The organism is Neisseria subflava (assembly GCF_003044935.1).
Taxonomy (GTDB): Bacteria; Pseudomonadota; Gammaproteobacteria; order Burkholderiales; family Neisseriaceae; genus Neisseria; species Neisseria subflava_E.
On the sequence record NZ_POXP01000003.1, the window covers coordinates 241,229 to 259,171 of the forward strand.

At 44.6% G+C, this 17,943-nt stretch carries 16 protein-coding genes, 1 tRNA gene and 1 riboswitch; of the genes, 13 read left to right on the forward strand and 4 right to left on the reverse strand.

The window, feature by feature from the left end; all coding sequences use genetic code 11:
- Positions 1 to 136: 136 nt before the first annotated feature.
- On the reverse strand, positions 137 to 907 hold the full coding sequence (locus DBY95_RS09120) for a PP2C family protein-serine/threonine phosphatase (protein ID WP_107724105.1): 771 nt from the start codon (positions 905 to 907) through the stop codon (positions 137 to 139).
- A gap of 231 nt (positions 908 to 1,138) precedes the next feature.
- Between DBY95_RS09120 and DBY95_RS09125 the strand changes: the two genes are divergently transcribed.
- Together DBY95_RS09125 and DBY95_RS09130 are read left to right on the forward strand one after the other, a co-directional pair.
- Positions 1,139 to 1,423, forward strand: a complete 285-nt coding sequence (locus tag DBY95_RS09125) for a PepSY domain-containing protein (RefSeq protein ID WP_107724106.1) — start codon at positions 1,139 to 1,141, stop codon at positions 1,421 to 1,423.
- A gap of 381 nt (positions 1,424 to 1,804) precedes the next feature.
- Positions 1,805 to 3,451 (forward strand): Pycsar system effector family protein, encoded by a 1,647-nt coding sequence (locus tag DBY95_RS09130; RefSeq protein ID WP_432760677.1) that lies wholly within the window; start codon positions 1,805 to 1,807, stop codon positions 3,449 to 3,451.
- A gap of 138 nt (positions 3,452 to 3,589) precedes the next feature.
- On the opposite strand, the gene DBY95_RS09135 is transcribed toward DBY95_RS09130, so the two are convergent.
- Positions 3,590 to 4,189: a CDP-alcohol phosphatidyltransferase family protein gene (locus tag DBY95_RS09135; protein WP_107724108.1), complete on the reverse strand. Its 600-nt coding sequence runs from the start codon at positions 4,187 to 4,189 to the stop codon at positions 3,590 to 3,592.
- A gap of 71 nt (positions 4,190 to 4,260) precedes the next feature.
- A riboswitch (PreQ1 riboswitch) is annotated at positions 4,261 to 4,306 on the forward strand.
- Between the two features lie 3 nt (positions 4,307 to 4,309).
- Here DBY95_RS09135 and queC point away from each other — a divergent pair.
- Positions 4,310 to 4,969, forward strand: coding sequence for a 7-cyano-7-deazaguanine synthase QueC (gene queC, locus DBY95_RS09140; RefSeq protein WP_107724109.1), 660 nt, complete (start codon positions 4,310 to 4,312; stop codon positions 4,967 to 4,969).
- A 95-nt stretch (positions 4,970 to 5,064) separates the two neighbouring features.
- Here the strand turns inward: queC and DBY95_RS09145 are convergent, their stop codons facing one another.
- Positions 5,065 to 6,126, reverse strand: a complete 1,062-nt coding sequence (locus DBY95_RS09145; RefSeq protein ID WP_107724110.1) for a L,D-transpeptidase — start codon at positions 6,124 to 6,126, stop codon at positions 5,065 to 5,067.
- A gap of 139 nt (positions 6,127 to 6,265) precedes the next feature.
- On the opposite strand from DBY95_RS09145, the gene rlmD reads away from it, so the two are divergent.
- The 9 genes from rlmD (at position 6,266) to DBY95_RS09195 (ending at position 14,735) form a co-directional block, all read left to right on the forward strand.
- A complete protein-coding gene (rlmD, locus tag DBY95_RS09150; RefSeq protein WP_107724111.1) occupies positions 6,266 to 7,591 on the forward strand; it encodes a 23S rRNA (uracil(1939)-C(5))-methyltransferase RlmD in 1,326 nt (441 codons plus the stop codon).
- A 124-nt stretch (positions 7,592 to 7,715) separates the two neighbouring features.
- Positions 7,716 to 9,191 carry a 23S rRNA methyltransferase gene (locus DBY95_RS09155; RefSeq protein WP_107724112.1) on the forward strand — a complete coding sequence of 492 codons (1,476 nt, stop codon included), beginning with the start codon at positions 7,716 to 7,718 and terminating at the stop codon, positions 9,189 to 9,191.
- 23 nt (positions 9,192 to 9,214) lie between these two features.
- Complete coding sequence (locus DBY95_RS09160; protein WP_107724113.1) at positions 9,215 to 10,318, forward strand: response regulator transcription factor; 1,104 nt, start codon at positions 9,215 to 9,217, stop codon at positions 10,316 to 10,318.
- A gap of 10 nt (positions 10,319 to 10,328) precedes the next feature.
- A complete protein-coding gene (locus tag DBY95_RS09165) occupies positions 10,329 to 10,865 on the forward strand; it encodes a GTP-binding protein (protein ID WP_003748733.1) in 537 nt (178 codons plus the stop codon).
- A 1-nt stretch (position 10,866) separates the two neighbouring features.
- Positions 10,867 to 11,508 (forward strand): peptidase M23, encoded by a 642-nt coding sequence (locus DBY95_RS09170; protein ID WP_070587468.1) that lies wholly within the window; start codon positions 10,867 to 10,869, stop codon positions 11,506 to 11,508.
- A 39-nt stretch (positions 11,509 to 11,547) separates the two neighbouring features.
- Positions 11,548 to 11,907 (forward strand): roadblock/LC7 domain-containing protein, encoded by a 360-nt coding sequence (locus tag DBY95_RS09175; protein ID WP_070587466.1) that lies wholly within the window; start codon positions 11,548 to 11,550, stop codon positions 11,905 to 11,907.
- A gap of 98 nt (positions 11,908 to 12,005) precedes the next feature.
- Positions 12,006 to 12,081, forward strand: a tRNA-Asn gene (locus tag DBY95_RS09180).
- Between the two features lie 245 nt (positions 12,082 to 12,326).
- On the forward strand, positions 12,327 to 12,722 hold the full coding sequence (locus tag DBY95_RS09185) for a hypothetical protein (protein WP_063069136.1): 396 nt from the start codon (positions 12,327 to 12,329) through the stop codon (positions 12,720 to 12,722).
- Positions 12,723 to 13,175: 453 nt separating this feature from the next.
- Complete coding sequence (locus tag DBY95_RS09195; protein WP_049331125.1) at positions 13,176 to 14,735, forward strand: TerC family protein; 1,560 nt, start codon at positions 13,176 to 13,178, stop codon at positions 14,733 to 14,735.
- A gap of 63 nt (positions 14,736 to 14,798) precedes the next feature.
- Here the strand turns inward: DBY95_RS09195 and DBY95_RS09200 are convergent, their stop codons facing one another.
- Positions 14,799 to 15,902, reverse strand: coding sequence for an anhydro-N-acetylmuramic acid kinase (locus DBY95_RS09200; protein ID WP_107724114.1), 1,104 nt, complete (start codon positions 15,900 to 15,902; stop codon positions 14,799 to 14,801).
- Between the two features lie 153 nt (positions 15,903 to 16,055).
- On the opposite strand from DBY95_RS09200, the gene DBY95_RS09205 reads away from it, so the two are divergent.
- Positions 16,056 to 17,630 carry an inorganic phosphate transporter gene (locus DBY95_RS09205; RefSeq protein ID WP_107724115.1) on the forward strand — a complete coding sequence of 525 codons (1,575 nt, stop codon included), beginning with the start codon at positions 16,056 to 16,058 and terminating at the stop codon, positions 17,628 to 17,630.
- Positions 17,631 to 17,943: the final 313 nt, after the last annotated feature.

Here is a 17,943-nt window from a genome sequence, read left to right on the forward strand (position 1 = left end):
ATTTTTTGAACAGTATCATGACATATCGGATAAATGCAATGACTATCCGATAGACGGACGAATGCAATGATGGAGAGATATGGTAAAAGATGGTTTCAAATTTCACTTAAAACGGATGACAGTGATTGTTAAAAGGTTAGATAGAGGGTGTTTGAACAACCTTACAAACTACTACCGACATATCATCATAAACTCTTTGTTTCGCAATTAATTTACGAAACACAGTCAGACAGGACTTATCGTTATCATATTGTTGCCAAATTTTTTCTCTTATTTCTTCTGAAAGGGCGTCACTTAGGCCGTCTGAACAAAGCAACAGGCTTTCTCCTGCTTCAAGCGTAAGTTCAATATGGCATATTTTGTCTTGGAATTCGGAATAATCTGCTACCAGATAAGAAGAAACGCCGCCATATATGGTGGCAAAATCTTCTTCTTTTTTATCAGACAAACCATCCAGCAATTCGGAGAGTATCGAGTGATCTTGGGTCAGTTGCTTCCATTTTCCTTGTGTATCAATCAAATAGGCGCGGCTGTCGCCTACGCTGATGATTTTGGTTTTGCCGATGGTTTGGTCGATTTCGGCGGCAACAAAAGTGGTTGAGGAACCAAAATAATCCTCTGCCAACTCTTTAGATAAAGCGGCTTGTACATGATTGATGGTTTGACGGCTGAGTTTGGCTGTACGGCTTAATAGGTGCATGGCTAATTTGCTGGCTTTTTCGGGATGGTTGCTATTTGAAATGCCGTCAGCTATCCCGATGATAAAGTGTGGACGGGTTTCAAGACGTGTTTCAGCGGTTTTGATTTTATATTGAAACACTTGTTCGCCGTTAAAAAGGGCATCTTGGTTGTGTTGTTTGTTGCTGCCGATTTGTTGGCAAAAGGTAATTTCGCAAAATTTGTTCATGATTTATCCATTTGTTGGGTGAATATTCGCTGCAGGCTTTTCATCGTTTCTAACCCTCCGGATTTACACTTGGGCAATACGTTTGAAATTTGATGATTAAGGTTAAAGACCGTCTGAACAGTTTTCAGACGGCCTTTACTGTGTTTAACCAAGCACTAATTAACTGCTAATTTTGTCATGTTTTAATACATCTATCGAAACCCGAATACACATTTTAAAAGGAAATCAAACATGAAAAAATTCTTATTGACCGCCATCGTTGCTTTGTCTGCTGCTACTGCCGGTGCCAGCGATTACATCGAACACAAAATTTACAGCGACAAAAACTTCGAGCAAAACCGTGCTAAAGCCGTAAGAATGTTGGAACAACGCGGCTATCAAGTTCACGATGTTGAAGCCGATAGCCGTCGAGGCCAGCCTGTGTTGGATATCGAGGCTTTTAAAGATGGCCGTGAGTACGACATTGTTTTGTCTTACCCTGATTTGAAAATTATTAAAGAACGCATCGATTATTAATATTTCGATATAAAGTGGATTGTCGCAGGGCTTTTGGTCCTGCGGCAGTTTGCTATTTAGGCATTTAAAGAATGTAAATAGCATGTAAATTACCTGAAATAAATGAACTAAATATATTTTTTATTTTCCATGTAGTTCAAAGTGTTTGATGTCGGGAGTCATGATATGAGTTTGAATGATTGGAAGGAAGATGGTCAGCCGAAACAGATGGGCGACCAAGAAAAACCTTTAAACGACGGCACATCTGCAGAATCCCAACAGGATGTTGATTTGTGGGATCACAAGCAAAACGGCGTTGTTGAAAACGAAGTTGAGGTTGTGGCTGAAGCGGTAGAAATTCAGGAAACGGTAGAAGGTCAGGAAGTGGTTGAACATCCTGAGATGCCGTCTGAAAAAAACGAGAAGAAAGCCAAACGTAAAAAAGACAAGGCGAAAAAGAAAAAAAATAAAGCCGAGGATTTGAGTACGCCTGATTTGTTGGGTACGAATAAGGGCGTGGAAACCATGTTCCGCAACGCCGTACGCTCGGAGATGGAATTGTTGGCGTTGGCGGCGACCAAAGCGAACATTATGATTTCGCTGAATGGTTTTATTGTTTCTGCTCTGATGATCTCAGGCGCGTTTATTTTTTCATCGTCGCCCGAATTTTTGATTCCGGCCAGTACGTTTATGATTACTGCCGCCGCGTCTATCGTGTTTGCATTGCTTTCTGCTTCGCCGGAACGTATCGGCAAAATGCAGGCGGCGCGTACATGGTTGAAGGATTTTGTTCGTGGCCGTTCGAAACTGCGGGATTTGAAAACCCGCCTCAGCAGTACCGAAACGCGCTTTTTTGGCGGCAGCCAACCCAATATTTTGATTTATGAAGACCGTGTGAAACTGCAAAAAGATCAATATTGGGAAATGATGCAGGAGATTATGGGCGACCGTAAACAAATCTATGAAAAGATGAGCGACCATCTTTACTGGCTTGGTTTGTTGGCGGATAAACAGTTTAAATACATTAACTTATCTTATGCAGTATTCCGCTGGGGTTTGCTGGCTTCGTTGGCGGCATTTATCGGTGTGAAAACACTGCCGTCATTGCTGATGCCTCCGGCTAACAATGCGGCAGAGCTGCGTTCGCTGGGTATCAATATGTTTAACGGCGTATTTGAGCCTTCTGCTGTACAACAGCTTCCGGATGGTAAGTTGCTGATCGCGGAAGACGAACCCAACCATGCGTTCAGTATCATCAGCATTGATAAAACCGGCAGGTTTGTGGAAGACGAGGCATTGGATACGCGCGTGATTACCGGTTTCAAACGCCGTCTCAGCGACTTGGAGGCTTTGGCACGCGACGATGAAGGCTTTATCTACGCGATGACTTCACACTCGCGTACCCGTAAAGGCAACCGTTCACCTGACCGCGAACACCTGATGCGCTTTAAAATACAAGACGGCAACGTATTGGGACTGACTAGCTACGACAATCTGACGCAGGTTTTGGAAACCGATCATAAGCTGCATGATTTGATTCGTGAGCGAACTAAGGCAGAAGTTTCTTTTGAAGAAATCAATATTGAGGGCATGGCGTTTGATCCAGTGAAAAAACGTCTCGTTTTGGGCTTCCGTGATCCTGAGTTCAATAACATGGCTTTGGTCGCGTTTATCAGCAATCCGAAAGATGTGTTCGAGCGCAATGCCAAGCCTGAGTTTGATGAAGTAGCGGTGATTGATATTGATGGCGGCGGTATCCGTTCCCTCAACTATGATCCTGTGTTGAAAACTTACGTGATTGCCAATGAAGTGAAGGATGAGAATGGACAAAAATTCTCGCAACTGTGGACTTGGAGCGGCAACCCGACCGACGAACCGCAAAAAATCTCTCTGCCTAATCTGCAACACATCACCAACGTTGAAGCTGTTGATTCGATTACTATTAACGGCAAGCCACAGATGATTTTGATGGGCGACGAAGGCAATGCTTCACAGAAAATTACTGCCAAGTATATGTTGGTAGATTACAGTCAACTGGGTAAACAGTAAGTTATCTTGGCGTATAGATAAAAGGCCGTCTGAAACCGATAGTTTATGGTTTCAGACAGCCTTCTTGTTTTCAGTAAAACAGGTTGATGGGTTTAATAATCTAATCAATGATGATTAACCCAAGAACGTGGACAAGTTTCAGACGGCCTTCAAGCCATTGATGACACGTTTGTAGCAGGTATAAACCAATGCCGCGCAGGCCAGCCACATAAGGATATAGAAAGTCGAATGGAAGCTTCCGGCAATTGCATACCATACTGCCAATGCGCCGATAAAGAATGCGCGGTCGCTTTTGCCGAATGGCCCGTCATAACGACGGCCGTTGCCATGGACTTGTCCCAAAACGCCGCAAAACTCAGTCATTGCCGCCAGCCAAATAAACAGGGCAATTTGCACGCCGCCGAAGGGTGCGATAAAGGCAAAAGGCAGATACAAAGCAGCATCGGCGACAATATCGGTGATTTCATTCAAATAACCGCCCAATGCTGATTGTTGGCCGAACTCCCGTGCCAACATACCGTCCATTGCATTCAGTGCCATACGGACAAACAACCAGATTGGCAAAAGCCAGAATAATGTGGATACACCTGCAAACAATGCTAAAAGCAAACCGATCAAAATAGAAACGGCGCAGGCAAACAGGGTAACCTGATTGGCAGTAATGCCTTTTTGATACAGTCGCTTAACAATGGGGCGCAACAGGTTTTGGAATTTTGGTTTCAGGGCGTAGATGCTCATGATTATGCTATATAAAAGAAAATGAAGTGCCGTGATTATAGACGAAATCCGTTATAATCCGTCAATCTTCGAATTACGCGGTTCGCAAACCTCCCGCGTTAACAAAACTAGGAATTTACTATGGAAAAACAGCAGGCCCTCGTTATTTTTTCGGGCGGGCAGGATTCAACAACCTGCCTGATTCAGGCAATTCAAACATATGGCCGTGAAAATGTGCAGGCCATCACTTTTCAATATGGGCAACGCCACGCCATCGAATTGGAGCGCGCGCGTTGGATTGCCCAAGATTTAGGCGTGAAGCAGACAGTACTCGATTTGAGCCTGATGCAACAGATTACACACAATGCCTTGATGGATGATACGGCACCCATTGAAACAGCTTCAGACGGCCTGCCCAATACATTTGTAGATGGGCGCAATGCTTTGTTTTTGCTTTATGCCGCCATTTACGCTAAAGGGCAGGGGATACGCCATATCATTGCCGGCGTGTGCGAAACCGACTTTTCCGGTTATCCCGACTGCCGCGATGTGTTCGTCAAGTCGATGAATGTTACGCTGAATCTGGCCATGGATTACGCTTTTCAAATCCACACGCCCTTGATGTATTTAACCAAAGCGCAAACTTGGGCATTGGCGGATGAAATGGGTGTGTTGGATTATATTCGCGAGCACACGCATACCTGTTATAACGGCGTGGTCGGTGGTTGTCATGAATGCCCAAGCTGTATTTTGCGCGAGCGAGGTTTGTCAGAATATTTGGAAAGTAAAAAGGCCGTCTGAATTAAGAGGGGCATATATTTCTAATATCCAGTTGTACGAAAAGGCCGTCTGAAAACTTTATTTCAGACGGCCTTTGGTTATGTATTTTGTTCTGCTTAGAACAGCAAATCTGCCGGTTCGCTGCTTGTCGGAGCATCTTTCACAGGAGCAGAGGCAGGGGCAGTAGCCGGTTCGGAAGCGGCTTTAGGTGCAGAAGCAGGAGCATCGGCCGGAGTGGTTGCCTGTTTAGCAGCAGGTTTTGCCGGTTTCACCGGAGTCGGACGAACGCTTTGTTTCGGTTCGGATGCTGCCTTGTTTGTATCGTCGGTAGCATCGACTTCGATTTCAGTGCCTTGAGGCAATACCACATCTTTAGCTGGAGCTGGTTTCGGCATGACTTTTGGTTTGCTGTAAGCATCCGTGCCGCTGGTCCATGCCAAAGATTTCAAAGGCGATTTGAGTTTCACGCCTTTGGCGCAGGTCAGACAGTTTGCCGCGCCGGTGCGACCTTTCAGGATCGCATCTACACGCGCGGCAGGAATGGTTTTACCGTGCGCTTTTGCCCAGGCGGCAATGCTTTTTTTCAGTGCAGCCGTATCAAGGTTTTTCTTGTCGTATGGGTCACGATAGGCAGCCAGCCATAAGTTTTGGTTGGCATCTTCGTTCAGACTTGCCATTTGGTAGATAACGGAGGCAGGGGAACCTGTTGCGATGGTTTTGGCAAATTCCAATGCATCAGGCGATTTCATGCGCACGCAACCATGGCTGCGGACGCCAGGTACGCTGGCAGGGGCATTGGTGCCGTGAATGCCAAGGCTCAATTTAGGGTCGCCAAGACGGACAAATACCGGGCCCAGCGGATTGTTTGGGCCGGCCGGTACGCTTTTTACGCCGTCATTGCGTTCTTTTTGAATAGATTTAGGGATGTGCCAAACCGGGTTGTAGGCTTTTGCGCCGATTTTATGTTCGCCCAGGTTGGTTTGGGTCATGGCTTTACCGACAGCAACAGGATAAATTTTGCTCAGTTTGCCATTGTCGTAGAGGAACAAACGCTGTTGCGTAATATTGATAACGACGTGTTGTCCGGAAGAGGCGGGGGAGACGTCTGGAATAAGTGTGTTTGCAGCAGCGGCTGAAGTTAAAAGGGCGGCTGTCAGGCCGAACAGTATTTTTTTCATGTCGTCTTTTTTTGTAGGGTTTGAAATGAAAGTTTTTGGCGCATGATACCTGAAACTCTGTGTTTTTGTGAGAAAATATGCGCTTTCGGTATTGGAAGACAGTCAGACGGCCGGTAAGCGGCTGTCTGATGGAAACGGTATGAGTGTGAAAGAACGGTATCAAAAGGCGGAAATTTTTTCTTTGGATTATGAGGGCAGGGGTGTTGCCAGAGTTGATGGGAAGACCGTATTTATCGGCGGTGCGCTGCCTGGAGAGCGTGTAACGTTTACCATACATAAAGAGAAAAAGCAGTTTGCCGAGGCTCAAGTTGAAAAGGTTTTGAAGGCTTCTTCCGAACGTGTCGAACCAGCCTGTTGCTATTTTGATACATGTGGCGGCTGTTCGCTTCAACATGTTTCTTTCGGAGCGCAAGTTGCGTTAAAGCAACGGATTTTGGAAGAGCAGTTGGAACGGATAGGTAAGGTTAAGCCGGAAATAATTTTACCTCCTTTATATGGTTACTCCTGGTATTATCGCGATAGAGCGCGTTTAAGTGTTTCGGTGGATAAACAAGGCCGTCTGAAACTCGGTTTTCAGGCCAAAAAAAGCCATGATGTTGTCAATATCCACCATTGCCATATTTTGCCTAAGCATGTGTCCGATAGATTGTCTGATGTTCGAAATTTGCTGCAAAAGCTGCATGATGATGGTGTGAAAGTGAAATTTGTTGAGTTTTATTGCGGAAAAAATTTGACGGTGCTCAACATTCGTTTCGTAAATCAACCGTTTGGACAAATATTAAGCGAATTGCGTAATTGGTTTGATAAGATATTGTCGGGTGCTGAAAAGGCATGGCAAATATGGTTGCAGGATCATGCCGAGTCCTTGCCGTTTTACCCTGAGAACGCGCCTGACCTGAACTATACTTTTACTCAGTTTGATGTGGAAATGCCTTACAAACCCGGTGATTTTACGCAGATTAATGCGCAGCTGAACGAAGTGATGGTGGCAAGGGCGGTCAGACTTTTAAACCCTCAAAAAGGGGAGCGGATTGCCGATCTGTTTTGCGGTTTGGGCAATTTTAGTTTGCCGCTGGCGAAAAGTGGCGCATCGGTTGTCGGTATTGAAGGCGCTGATTATTTGGTAGATAGGGCAGGGGAAAATGCCCGCCTGAATCGTTGTGCTGAGAATATGACGTTTTCTGTTGCCGACTTGTTCGATACCGATGAAAAGACTGTTGAGTCATGGGGGCAATTTGACAAGATGCTACTGGATCCGCCGAGAAGTGGGGCTTATGCTGTTGTCAAATCGCTACATAAGCCGTTTTTTCCCAAAAAGATAGTATATGTTTCATGCAATCCATCAACATTTGCACGAGATGCCGGTGTCTTGGTTGATAAGGGCTATAAGTTTAAGGCGGCGGGAATCATGAATATGTTTGCACAAACCTCGCATGTTGAATCCATCGGTGTGTTCGAGTTGTAAATTGGTATCAAGTCCTTTATGTGAGTAGGGTTTTTAATGTAAAAATGAGTGCATTCATGTTATCATCATTCGTTTGGGGAATGAATAACGTTGAAGTTGCGTGTAAAGCAACAGATGTTAATAAATGCAGTTTGCAGCACAAGACCGGGAGGTGTTCTTGAACTATCAACTTTTAACTATTTTTTTGCTGGTGCTTTTTTTGCTGGTGTTGTTTTTTGTTCGTCATAAACAAAGTAACAATTCAGACAAACAAAGCGCACATGCATCAAAAAGCGGCCGTACATCTGCTGCTCATACAGCCTCCTCTGAGGATGGAAACGACTGGATTGAGAAGGTCAACCAGACAGTTTCCAATGCGGATAATCAAGACTGGGAATGGGGTGGAAGTGGCTCAAACGATGCAACAGCTTCTATCTCCGCACAAGAAGTCGATCCGTTGACCGAATATCAGGTTTATAAACAGTTCGGCTATGAGAGTAAGGCTGCAGAGTCTTTGGCCGGTTATCTCAATACTTTGGAAGACGGTGCTCCGGAAAAGCTGGTTCATGAATTAATTGGTTTGAATCTGCGAGTTGGCAATATCGATATGCTGGCGGATACGCTTGAGCGCCATAGTGCTTCCCTTTCTGAAGACAGCGTAGCCGAATACCTGAAAGCCGGTCTGGCTTTGGATTCTACCAACCTACGCCTGCGTGTTTTCGCCGAGCATCATCTCGGTTGGAATATGCAGGAAGTGGACCGTCAAATTGGCGAGCAAAGCGGTTTGGAAGTTTCTTCCGACGAGCATATTGCCTTTGAGAACGATTCGGCTGAACGCATTGTCGTGCCAGGTATGGGCAAACGTGCGCCTATCGTATTAGGCAAGAAAGACTTTGGCGAAATCAGCCCTGAAGAGATGGGCGCGGTTATTGGTTTTGCCAAACCGGAACGTAGTGCAAAAATCCTGAAAGACAAGATCAGCTACGAGACTGCTTTGCATCAATACAACAAAGCAATCCAAACTTCTGCGAAGCCTGCTGGTCTCATTATCGATGCCTTGCGTCTGGATTATCAGAATGAAGAAGTAGGGCAGTTTGCCAAGCATCTGTGGAAGCTTTACCACTCTTTGGGTCAATATGGCCGTCAAGTAAAAGAACGTATGCTTGGCTGGGGTTATAGCCTTGGTTATCACGAAATTTTTGATGATTTGGAAAAAGGGCCGTCTGAACAGCAAATTAAAGAGATTGGCTTAAAACGCGGGTATATTCAGCCAAGTTCTTTGCAGATGAAAGCCAAATATCGTGAGTTGGTTCAAAAAGACTCTTCGGTTATCAGCGCCAGCTCTTCACCTGCTGATGAAGCTCTGAAAGAAGTGGAATCTTTGTTAGCCTACGGTCAGTTGGATTTGGCCATCGGTACTTTGGAACAGGCTGTTTTGCGGTATCCACAGGAATCGCAGTTGTACATTATCTTGTTTGATTTGTACGAACGCGTTGAAGATTGGGGACGTTTGGAACAATTTCTGCGCTTGTTGCGCGAGCGTGTTGTCAGCCTGCCTGAAGAGGTTGTCTTGGCAATGAGCCGTCTCTTGCAACGAATGAACCAATATTCAAAAAAATAAGATAATCGTAGAAAGTACGAGTGATGAATAATCATTTACCAAAAATTAAAACCATACGGGTTATGTTACAGGAGATGGGTGAGCAACAGCAGGCGGTATTCCGTATGGCATTTAAAATGCACAATACGACGAATTACGTCATCGTTTCTCCTGATTCTGATGAAAGACCGGATTTGGTATTGGTTGATACCGATACTCCGGCAGGTGTAGAAGCTTGGAAAGAGTCGAAGAAAACTTATCCGCAAGTGCCTGTGGCAATGTTTTCTTCTGAATTGCCAACCGTAACGACTCCTTATTTGGCTAAACCGGTTAAATTCGATACCTTGTTTCCTGTTTTGCGCAGCCTGGCTCAGGGCGGGAATGTTTTTGAGCCGTCTGAACAACAAGCGGCTGAAGAGAATAAAAGACAATCCAATTCCGATGGTACAAGAAAAGCAACCATTCGCCGATTTAATCCAAATAAAGGCTTGTTGGGCGCGCTGAAATTTGCCAGTCAAGGACACCAAGATATTGCTGTCTTGCATGAAGGCAAGCCGATATTAATCGTGTTTCCTAGTATCCAGAGAGTGCTGTTGACAGTCAGTGCCAATGAGTTGGAGAAATTGTGTAAGAACGATAACTTGGCTGTTGTGTGTAAGGCTGTTCCTGATAATCCTCAATGGAAAGAAAAAGCCAAAGTCACCATTATGTCATGCTTGTGGCAAATGGCTATTTGGACTGCATCAGGCCGTCTGATTTATCCGATGACGCCGCAAACTGTCTTTACACTCAAGCGGTGGCCAAACTTAACCCGTTTGGCGCATGTTCCGGAATCTATGCGTTTGTCGGCATTTCTGACGAAAACATCTGTTAATCTGAACATCCTCTATAAAGTCATGCCTTTAGAAATGCCTGATATTTTGAATTATTTATCGGCAACATATCTGACAGGCTTTTTAGCGACAGATACAGAGTTTGCAACTGATGCGAACAATACGCCTTCGTTGAACGAACAGATTGATGTGAATAGCAAAGACGTACCTGAAACAGCGATGAGCAAAGAGGCTCAAAAAATTGCCGGTCCGTCGAAAGAACAACCTCGCGGCCTGTTGCAACGCCTGATGCGTAAGTTGCTGGGCAAATCGTAAAGGACACGTCATGAAAGAAAATAAAATTATCTTTACCGGTCCTGTCGGCGTAGGTAAAACCACTGCAATTTCAGCTTTATCTGATGAACCGCCGGTTCAAACCGATGCATCCGCATCCGATATGACACTTGTCCGCAAGGGGTACACGACTGTGGCAATGGACTACGGTGTCATTCATTTGGATGAGGAAACCAAGGTTCACCTTTATGGTACGCCTGGTCAGGAGCGTTTTAATTTCATGTGGGAAATTCTGAGCCAAGGCAGCATGGGCTTGGTACTTCTTTTAGATAATACAAGAAGTAACCCATTGAAAGACTTGCAATTTTTCTTGGATGCATTCCGGGAGTTGCTGAAAAAAGCGCCTCTGGTTGTAGGGGTAACGAAGATGGATATCCGATCCTTACCAAGCGTGGATGTTTATCAAAAGTATTTAGCACAGAATAATTTTAATGTACCGGTTTTTGAGATTGATGCGCGTCGAGAAGACGATGTAAAACAATTGGTTACTGCCATGTTGTTCTCAATTGACCCCGGATTAGAGGTATAAGATGGAAGCGACACTCTCTTTACAAGCAAATTTATATCCTAAGATTACACCGGCGGGTGCGTATTATGCTGTTTCAAGTGATACGCCCAGTGCCAGCAGAACTTTATTGTATGGTCTGTTGCGTGCAGAGCCGTCTGAAACCATCAGCAGTGAAAAACTTTTGGCGTGGGCAGACACCAGCGATATCAATACCGCTTTAAACCTGTTGTATCGTCTCCAACGCTTGGAGTTTTTGTACGGTGATGAGGAAATCAGCACAGAGGACATCCATCTGACTGACGAACAATTACCGACATTATTGGAACAGTTGTCTAATTCTGGCAAAGCTTTGTTGGCTGATGAAAACGGTTTGTATTTTGCCAATGCTAATTTCCATCATGAGGCAGCAGAAGAATTGGGCCTTTTGGCGAGCGAAGTGGCCAAAATGGAAGACAATCACCGTCTTTTGATTCGCAATAACCTGCATATCAATAATAGCGCATGGGGTATTTGTGATCCTTCAGGCCAAAGTGAATTGACCTTTTTCCCTCTGTATATTGGCATGACCAAGCTGATTTTGGTAATTGGCGGAATGCCTGACTTAAATAAAGAGGCTTTTGTTACTTTGGTTAAAGTGCTGTACCACCGATACGGCAGCCGTTGATTTTTGCCTGACCGATATTTATTTTAGAATGGAGCGACTATGCAACAACTATTAATCTCTGTATTAAGCGATTTGAACAATACCTCTGCTGATATCACTGCTTCTGCAGTTATTTCTACAGACGGCCTGCCGATCGCAACCATGCTGCCTTCCCACCTGAATGCAGACCGTGTAGGTGCGATGTCAGCAACGCTTTTGGCATTGGGCAATCGTTCCGTACATGAGCTGGCTTGCGGTGAGTTGGATCAGGTAATGGTTAAAGGTAAAAATGGCTATATTCTGTTGAGTCAAGCAGGTGAAAATGCAGTATTGGCATTGATGGCAAAAGAAAGCGGTAAATTGGGCTTGATTTTGTTGGATGCGAAACGTGCGGCTAAACAAATTTCTGAAATCTTATAAAATTTTTATAAATTAAAAAGATATAAAAATATTTTTGTTTTTATATAGATTGTTGCTTGACAGGCTTCTGATATTTTCTATATAATTTCATCTTTAATTCCCCGATAGCTCAGTCGGTAGAGCGACGGACTGTTAATCCGCAGGTCCCTGGTTCGAGCCCAGGTCGGGGAGCCAGATTTGAAAACCACCATCTTGTATGGTGGTTTTTATTTTATCTATTGGTTAATATTTTAAGATATTTTGATGATAATTGATTAAATGATTACACTTAATTCATCAGCCTTTATAGGAACAAATCATTAAGGTTACACCACAACCATCCATGTGAAAAGTGGAAAAGAGTTTTGGAAAGCTATAAATCGTAGCAATCCAAAAGATAAAACAATTTATGAAGTAAAATAATTTATGAAAGGTTAAAAATGATTTACTCAGCAAAGCTAAAAAAAATGGATGAAACAATTGAGGAATTTGCATATTTTTCTATAGAAAATAACGATCTATATTGTTTCCTTAATTGTTGTCCAATGGCTATTGAAGTAAATAAAGTTTACAATGTGGAACTTGACTATTTCATTATTGATGAATTTATATTGGAAGAGGTTAATACAGATGAATCTGTTATTATTCCTTTTGAAAGAATAGGTGATAGTACACAATATAAGATAACAGGTAGGCTAGATGGCAATACATTTACAGCTGGAAATATTTGCTTTGAAGATGATGCTCTTCAATTAGAATATTCTTATTTAGATGGCAGATTAATTACTTTAACTGTATGGAGATTAAGTATATCCGTAATTTCTGAAAGAATATAATCGTTATATTTTCTAAGAAAATTATTGTCTATATAAACCGTGTCGTCTGAAAAAATCCCAATTTTCAGACGGCTTGAGACCTTAGTAAAAAAACCTAAGTTTTTACCCAGGCATTTAGGGAATTCCTTATAAGAATCTTCTTTCAGCAAACCGAACAAACTATGATCAACAAATACATCGACCGATTCCTTTTGTTAAAGCTGGAGAAAGTGATTGATTGGCAGCTGTAGGCTGTTTTTAAAAGAAAATATGCTGTCAGACTTTGCCTTTCTTTCGTCAAACTGATAAACTGTTTGCCATTATTGTTGACCGAGGCATAAATTTTTCATGAAAGACGCAGAGCAGAGTAGTTGTTATACCGCTTCTTTCCCTTTATTTATGCCCGAAATTTGGCAGTCTGTCCGTTTTAAGCGGAACGGCTGCCTTTTTGTATTTTAAAGGAACGCAATCATTATGGATTTCAGTTGGTTGGCCGAGCCGCATACTTGGATAGGCTTTGCCACGCTTCTGGTGTTGGAAGTTGTTTTAGGTATTGATAACCTTGTTTTCGTAGCGATTTTGGCAAACAAGGTCAAACCGTCGCAACGGGATAGGGCGCGGATAACGGGCTTGGGTTTGGCTGTCGTTATTCGGATTTTCATGCTGGGCTTTATGGCGCACATCATGACGCTGACGCGTCCTTTGTTTGAACTGGGTGGCTTGGAGATTTCCGGCAAAGACATGATTATGTTTGCCGGCGGTATTTTCCTGCTTTATAAAGCGACTACCGAGCTGCACGAACGCCTTGAAGGCCACAATCAATTTGCGGTTGCTGAAGGGCAGAAGAAGCATTCTTCTTTTTGGGGCGTTGTGGCGCAAATCTTGATTTTGGATGCGGTTTTCTCTATCGATTCTGTTATTACGGCAGTGGCGATGGTGGATCATATTGTGGTGGCAATGGGGGCGGTTGTTGTGGCGATGACTGTGATGATTTCTGCCAGCAAACCGTTGACTGCCTTTGTGGACAAGCATCCGACCGTTGTGATGTTGTGTCTGGGTTTCTTGTTGATGATTGGTTTCAGCCTGATCGCGGAAGCCTTCCATTTCCATATTCCGAAAGGCTATTTGTATGCGGCGATCGGCTTCTCGATTTTGATCGAACTGTTTAATCAGGTTTCGCAAAAGAATGCCCGCAAAAATGACTACATCAGTACCTCTTGGCGTAAGCGTACCGCTGAAAATGTGTTGGGCATGATGGGTATCCGCGAAAGCATTTTGGCAAAAGCAGGCGATAACGGCGGTGATGACGAGCATTTTGAAGAAAACGAAAAATCCATGATTCGCAGCGTGCTGACTTTGGCGGAGCGTCCGATTATGGGCGTGATGATTCCGCGTCGGGAAATCGAGAAATTGGATATTTCCCAAAGTCGGGAAGAACAAAATGCGCAGTTGAAAAATACGCCGTATAGCCGTTTGTTGGTTGTTGGTAAGGCAGGTGTAGATGAGCCTTTGGGCTATATCAGTAAAAAAGATTTGCTGAACCAGCTGCTTGAATCGGGTGAAATCAATATTCAGACGGCCTTGCGCCAGCCATTAATTTTGCCGGACAGTACGACAGCGTTGAATGCGATTGAATTGTTCCGTCAAAGCAGCGCGGATTATGCCTTGGTGGTGGATGAATTTGGTGCGGTGTTGGGTATGGTGACCATGAAAGATTTGTTGGAAACCATTGCCGGTGAATTCCCCGAAGAATTCGAGCGTGAGGAAGAAGAGGCTGCTCCAGCCAGTCAGGATGAAACGCTGTCTGTGGATGGTGCATTGGAGTATGTGGAATTGGCTTCCCAGTTAAATCTGCCTGCTCAAGAGGAAGACGCGGACTTTCATACTGTTGCCGGTTTGATTATGGAAGAATTGCAAAGTATTCCTGATGTGGGTGATTTCATCGATTATCATGGCTGGCGTTTTGAAGTGGTTGAGAAGGACGGACAACGGATTGCCCGTGTAAAAATCAATCGTTTGCCGGAAGAAGAATAAGTAAAAGCTAATATAGTAAAGGCCGTCTGAAAATGTCCAGACGGCCTTTTTATTTATCCGACTTTAGTTACCGTAATGTCCCGAGCCTAAAATTCGGTATGAATGTGCGCCCGTCGCATGGTAGGGATTGCTTGGAACTTGATTGCACCAACAGGCTGCAAGCCAGGCAAAAGCGGCAGCTTCAACCCATTGCGGGTCAAGATGGAGCTTGGCTGTGCTGTGCAATTTGGTGTCGGGAGAAAACAGGGTTTCCAAGTCTTGCATCAAAACCGGATTGCGGATGCCGCCACCGCAGATATAAAGATGATGAATCGCCGGAGCAGCTTGTTTGGTCGCGTCAAAAATAGTTTGTGCAGTATAAAAGACCAATGTGCGTATCGCATCTTCCGGCTTTTCATTACCTTTCAGACGGCCTTGAAGCCAGCCTAGGGAAAACAATTCTCGGCCTGTGCTTTTCGGATAAGGGCGGCTGAAGTAAGGATGATCGAGCAGGGAAGCGAGCAGGTCAGGGAGGATTTTGCCTTGTGCGGCTTTTTCCCCGTTTTTGTCGTAAGGCTGCTGCCAGATATGTTGCATCCATGCATCCATCAGCATATTGCCGGGGCCGGTATCGAAGCCGAAAGAAGGGCTGTCGGGCGGGAGGATGCTGATATTGGAAATGCCTCCAATGTTGAGTACGGCTCGGGTTTCATTCGCATCTTGAAATAGCGCTTCGTGAAAAGCGGGGACGAGGGGCGCACCTTGACCGTTGCAGGCAAGGTCGCGGCTGCGGAAGTCGCCGACCGTGAAAATGCCGGTCAGTTCGGCTAACAGGGAGAGGTTGACCAGTTGAATGCTGTAACCGTGTTCAGGCGCATGGCGGATGGTTTGTCCGTGGCAGCCGATCGCGGCAATGTCTTTGGCCGACAGGTTTTGTTCTGCCAATAGTTGTTGGACGGTTTGGGCGTATAGGCGGCTGAGTGTTTGCGCCAGGATATTGCTTCTGTGCAATTCATTTTCGCCTATGTCTTGCAGTGCCAACAATTCTTGGCGCAGGCCGTCTGAATAGGGTAGAAAGCTGTGGGCAACGGCTTGTTGCCATTGCTTGCCCTGCATTTGAATCAGTACGGCATCGGCACCGTCCATGCTGGTTCCTGACATGATGCCGATATAGTATTGGGGTTGCATTTCGGTTACAGAAAGAGAAGGTAAAACGACATTTTAACGCCTTTTGACGTTTTTACGGGAATTTCGGCATTTAATGTAAATAGTTGGTGCAAGAAAGATTACAAAAAGGTTAAAATAACGCGACTCAACATGTTTTCCAAAAGGAAACTTTCCATGGCTCAAACTCAGTCGAGTGCGAACTTGAAGCTGATTAATACGGTTTTTGCCGCTATGCTTGTGAGCATGGTCGGCTATTTTATTTATTGGGGTTTGGGTTATACCCACTACAACCACTCCGGCCTGTTTATCCTTGCTACCTTTTTCGGCGTCTTCATGGCGTTTAATGTGGGTGGCAACGATATTGCCAACTCTTTCGGTACAAGTGTTGGCTCCGGCACATTGACCATTCCGCAAGCTTTGCTGATTGCGGCAGTATTTGAAGTCAGCGGCGCAGTGATTGCCGGTGGCGAGGTAACAGATACCATCCGTAAGGGTATTGTCGATTTGAATGGCATGCATCTGGATCCGATGCAGTTTGTCTTTATTATGATGTCTGCGCTTTTGGCTGCGGCATTGTGGCTACTTTTTGCATCGCGCAAAGGTCTGCCGGTTTCTACGACACACGCCATTATCGGCGGTATCGTCGGTAGCGCCCTGTGTATGGCAGCATTGAACGGTGTGGATTCCGTTGCGCTGATTCAATGGGACAAGTTGGGCGAAATTGCCTTGTCTTGGATTTTGTCTCCGGTATTGGGCGGTATCGTTTCCTATCTATTGTTTTCACGAATTAAGAAAAACGTTTTGGACTACAACTCTTGGGCCGATAATACGCTCAAAGGCATCAAGTTTGAGAAGAAAGCCTATAAAGAAGAACACCGCCTGTTTTTTGAAGCCTTGAGTGAATCTGAAAAAGTCGAATACGCCACCAAAATGGCGCACGATGCCCAAATTTATGATGAGCCGGACTTTGATCCTGAAGAATTACAGTCTGAGTATTATCGCGGTCTGCACCGCTTTGACAGCCGTAAGGGCGAAGTAGATTCTTACAAAGCCCTGCATTCCTGGGTACCGTTTATTGCTTCTGTCGGCGGTATGATGATTGCGGCCATGTTGATTTTCAAAGGTCTGAAAAATCTGCATTTGGGTATGAGCAACGTCAACAGCTTCCTGACCATTTTCATGATCGGCGCGGCTATTTGGATGGGTACGTTTGTATTCGCCAAAAGTTTGAAACGCAAAGATTTGGATAAATCGACTTTCCAAATGTTCTCATGGATGCAGGTATTTACCGCTTGCGGTTTTGCATTCAGCCATGGTGCAAACGATATTGCCAATGCGATTGGTCCGTTTGCCGCGATTATGGATGTGTTGCGTACCAACAGCATTACTGCCCAAAACGCCGTGCCGCCGATTGCCATGTTGACTTTCGGTATCGCTTTGATCGTCGGCTTGTGGTTTGTCGGCAAAGAAGTGATTAAAACCGTAGGCACCAGCTTGGCAGAAATGCACCCCGCGTCAGGCTTCTCAGCAGAGCTTTCTGCCGCCGCCGTCGTGATGGCCGCATCATTTATGGGCTTGCCTGTTTCCAGTACCCATATTTTGGTGGGTGCCGTTTTGGGTATCGGCTTGGTTAACCGCAATGCCAACTGGAAATTGATGAAACCGATCGGCCTTGCTTGGGTTATTACCTTGCCTGCCGCTGCCGTTTTGTCTGTTGTCAGCTATTTGGTTTTGCAAGCCGTGTTTTAATTGATTATTTTATTTCAAAAGGCCGTCTGAAAGATATTTCAGACGGTTAATTTTGTAAGGTATAAATTTTAGTTTGTTTTAACGATGTATAAATCATGCTGTTCAATGTTTGAACTGATATAAGAATAATCAAGGTAATAGAGAAATACCTTATTGGGAATATCTTAGCAAAGATTTTGGTTTCAAAACTTGGCTTGGTGAGGGAAAAAGCTATTTTTAATCAGTCTACTATAAGGTTAAGGCAATAAAAAAGCCCCAATTCATCGATGTTAAAGATGTCGTATTGAATTGGGGTCTCTATTTATTTAGTGCA

Coding starts and splice junctions, on each gene's coding strand:
- DBY95_RS09120 (WP_107724105.1), bottom strand. CDS start 907: ATGAACAAATTTTGCGAAATTACCTTTTGCCAACAAATCGGCAGCAAC.
- DBY95_RS09125 (WP_107724106.1), top strand. CDS start 1,139: ATGAAAAAATTCTTATTGACCGCCATCGTTGCTTTGTCTGCTGCTACT.
- DBY95_RS09130 (WP_432760677.1), top strand. CDS start 1,805: ATGCCGTCTGAAAAAAACGAGAAGAAAGCCAAACGTAAAAAAGACAAG.
- DBY95_RS09135 (WP_107724108.1), bottom strand. CDS start 4,189: ATGAGCATCTACGCCCTGAAACCAAAATTCCAAAACCTGTTGCGCCCC.
- queC (WP_107724109.1), top strand. CDS start 4,310: ATGGAAAAACAGCAGGCCCTCGTTATTTTTTCGGGCGGGCAGGATTCA.
- DBY95_RS09145 (WP_107724110.1), bottom strand. CDS start 6,126: ATGAAAAAAATACTGTTCGGCCTGACAGCCGCCCTTTTAACTTCAGCC.
- rlmD (WP_107724111.1), top strand. CDS start 6,266: ATGAGTGTGAAAGAACGGTATCAAAAGGCGGAAATTTTTTCTTTGGAT.
- DBY95_RS09155 (WP_107724112.1), top strand. CDS start 7,716: ATGCAGTTTGCAGCACAAGACCGGGAGGTGTTCTTGAACTATCAACTT.
- DBY95_RS09160 (WP_107724113.1), top strand. CDS start 9,215: ATGAATAATCATTTACCAAAAATTAAAACCATACGGGTTATGTTACAG.
- DBY95_RS09165 (WP_003748733.1), top strand. CDS start 10,329: ATGAAAGAAAATAAAATTATCTTTACCGGTCCTGTCGGCGTAGGTAAA.
- DBY95_RS09170 (WP_070587468.1), top strand. CDS start 10,867: ATGGAAGCGACACTCTCTTTACAAGCAAATTTATATCCTAAGATTACA.
- DBY95_RS09175 (WP_070587466.1), top strand. CDS start 11,548: ATGCAACAACTATTAATCTCTGTATTAAGCGATTTGAACAATACCTCT.
- DBY95_RS09185 (WP_063069136.1), top strand. CDS start 12,327: ATGATTTACTCAGCAAAGCTAAAAAAAATGGATGAAACAATTGAGGAA.
- DBY95_RS09195 (WP_049331125.1), top strand. CDS start 13,176: ATGGATTTCAGTTGGTTGGCCGAGCCGCATACTTGGATAGGCTTTGCC.
- DBY95_RS09200 (WP_107724114.1), bottom strand. CDS start 15,902: ATGCAACCCCAATACTATATCGGCATCATGTCAGGAACCAGCATGGAC.
- DBY95_RS09205 (WP_107724115.1), top strand. CDS start 16,056: ATGGCTCAAACTCAGTCGAGTGCGAACTTGAAGCTGATTAATACGGTT.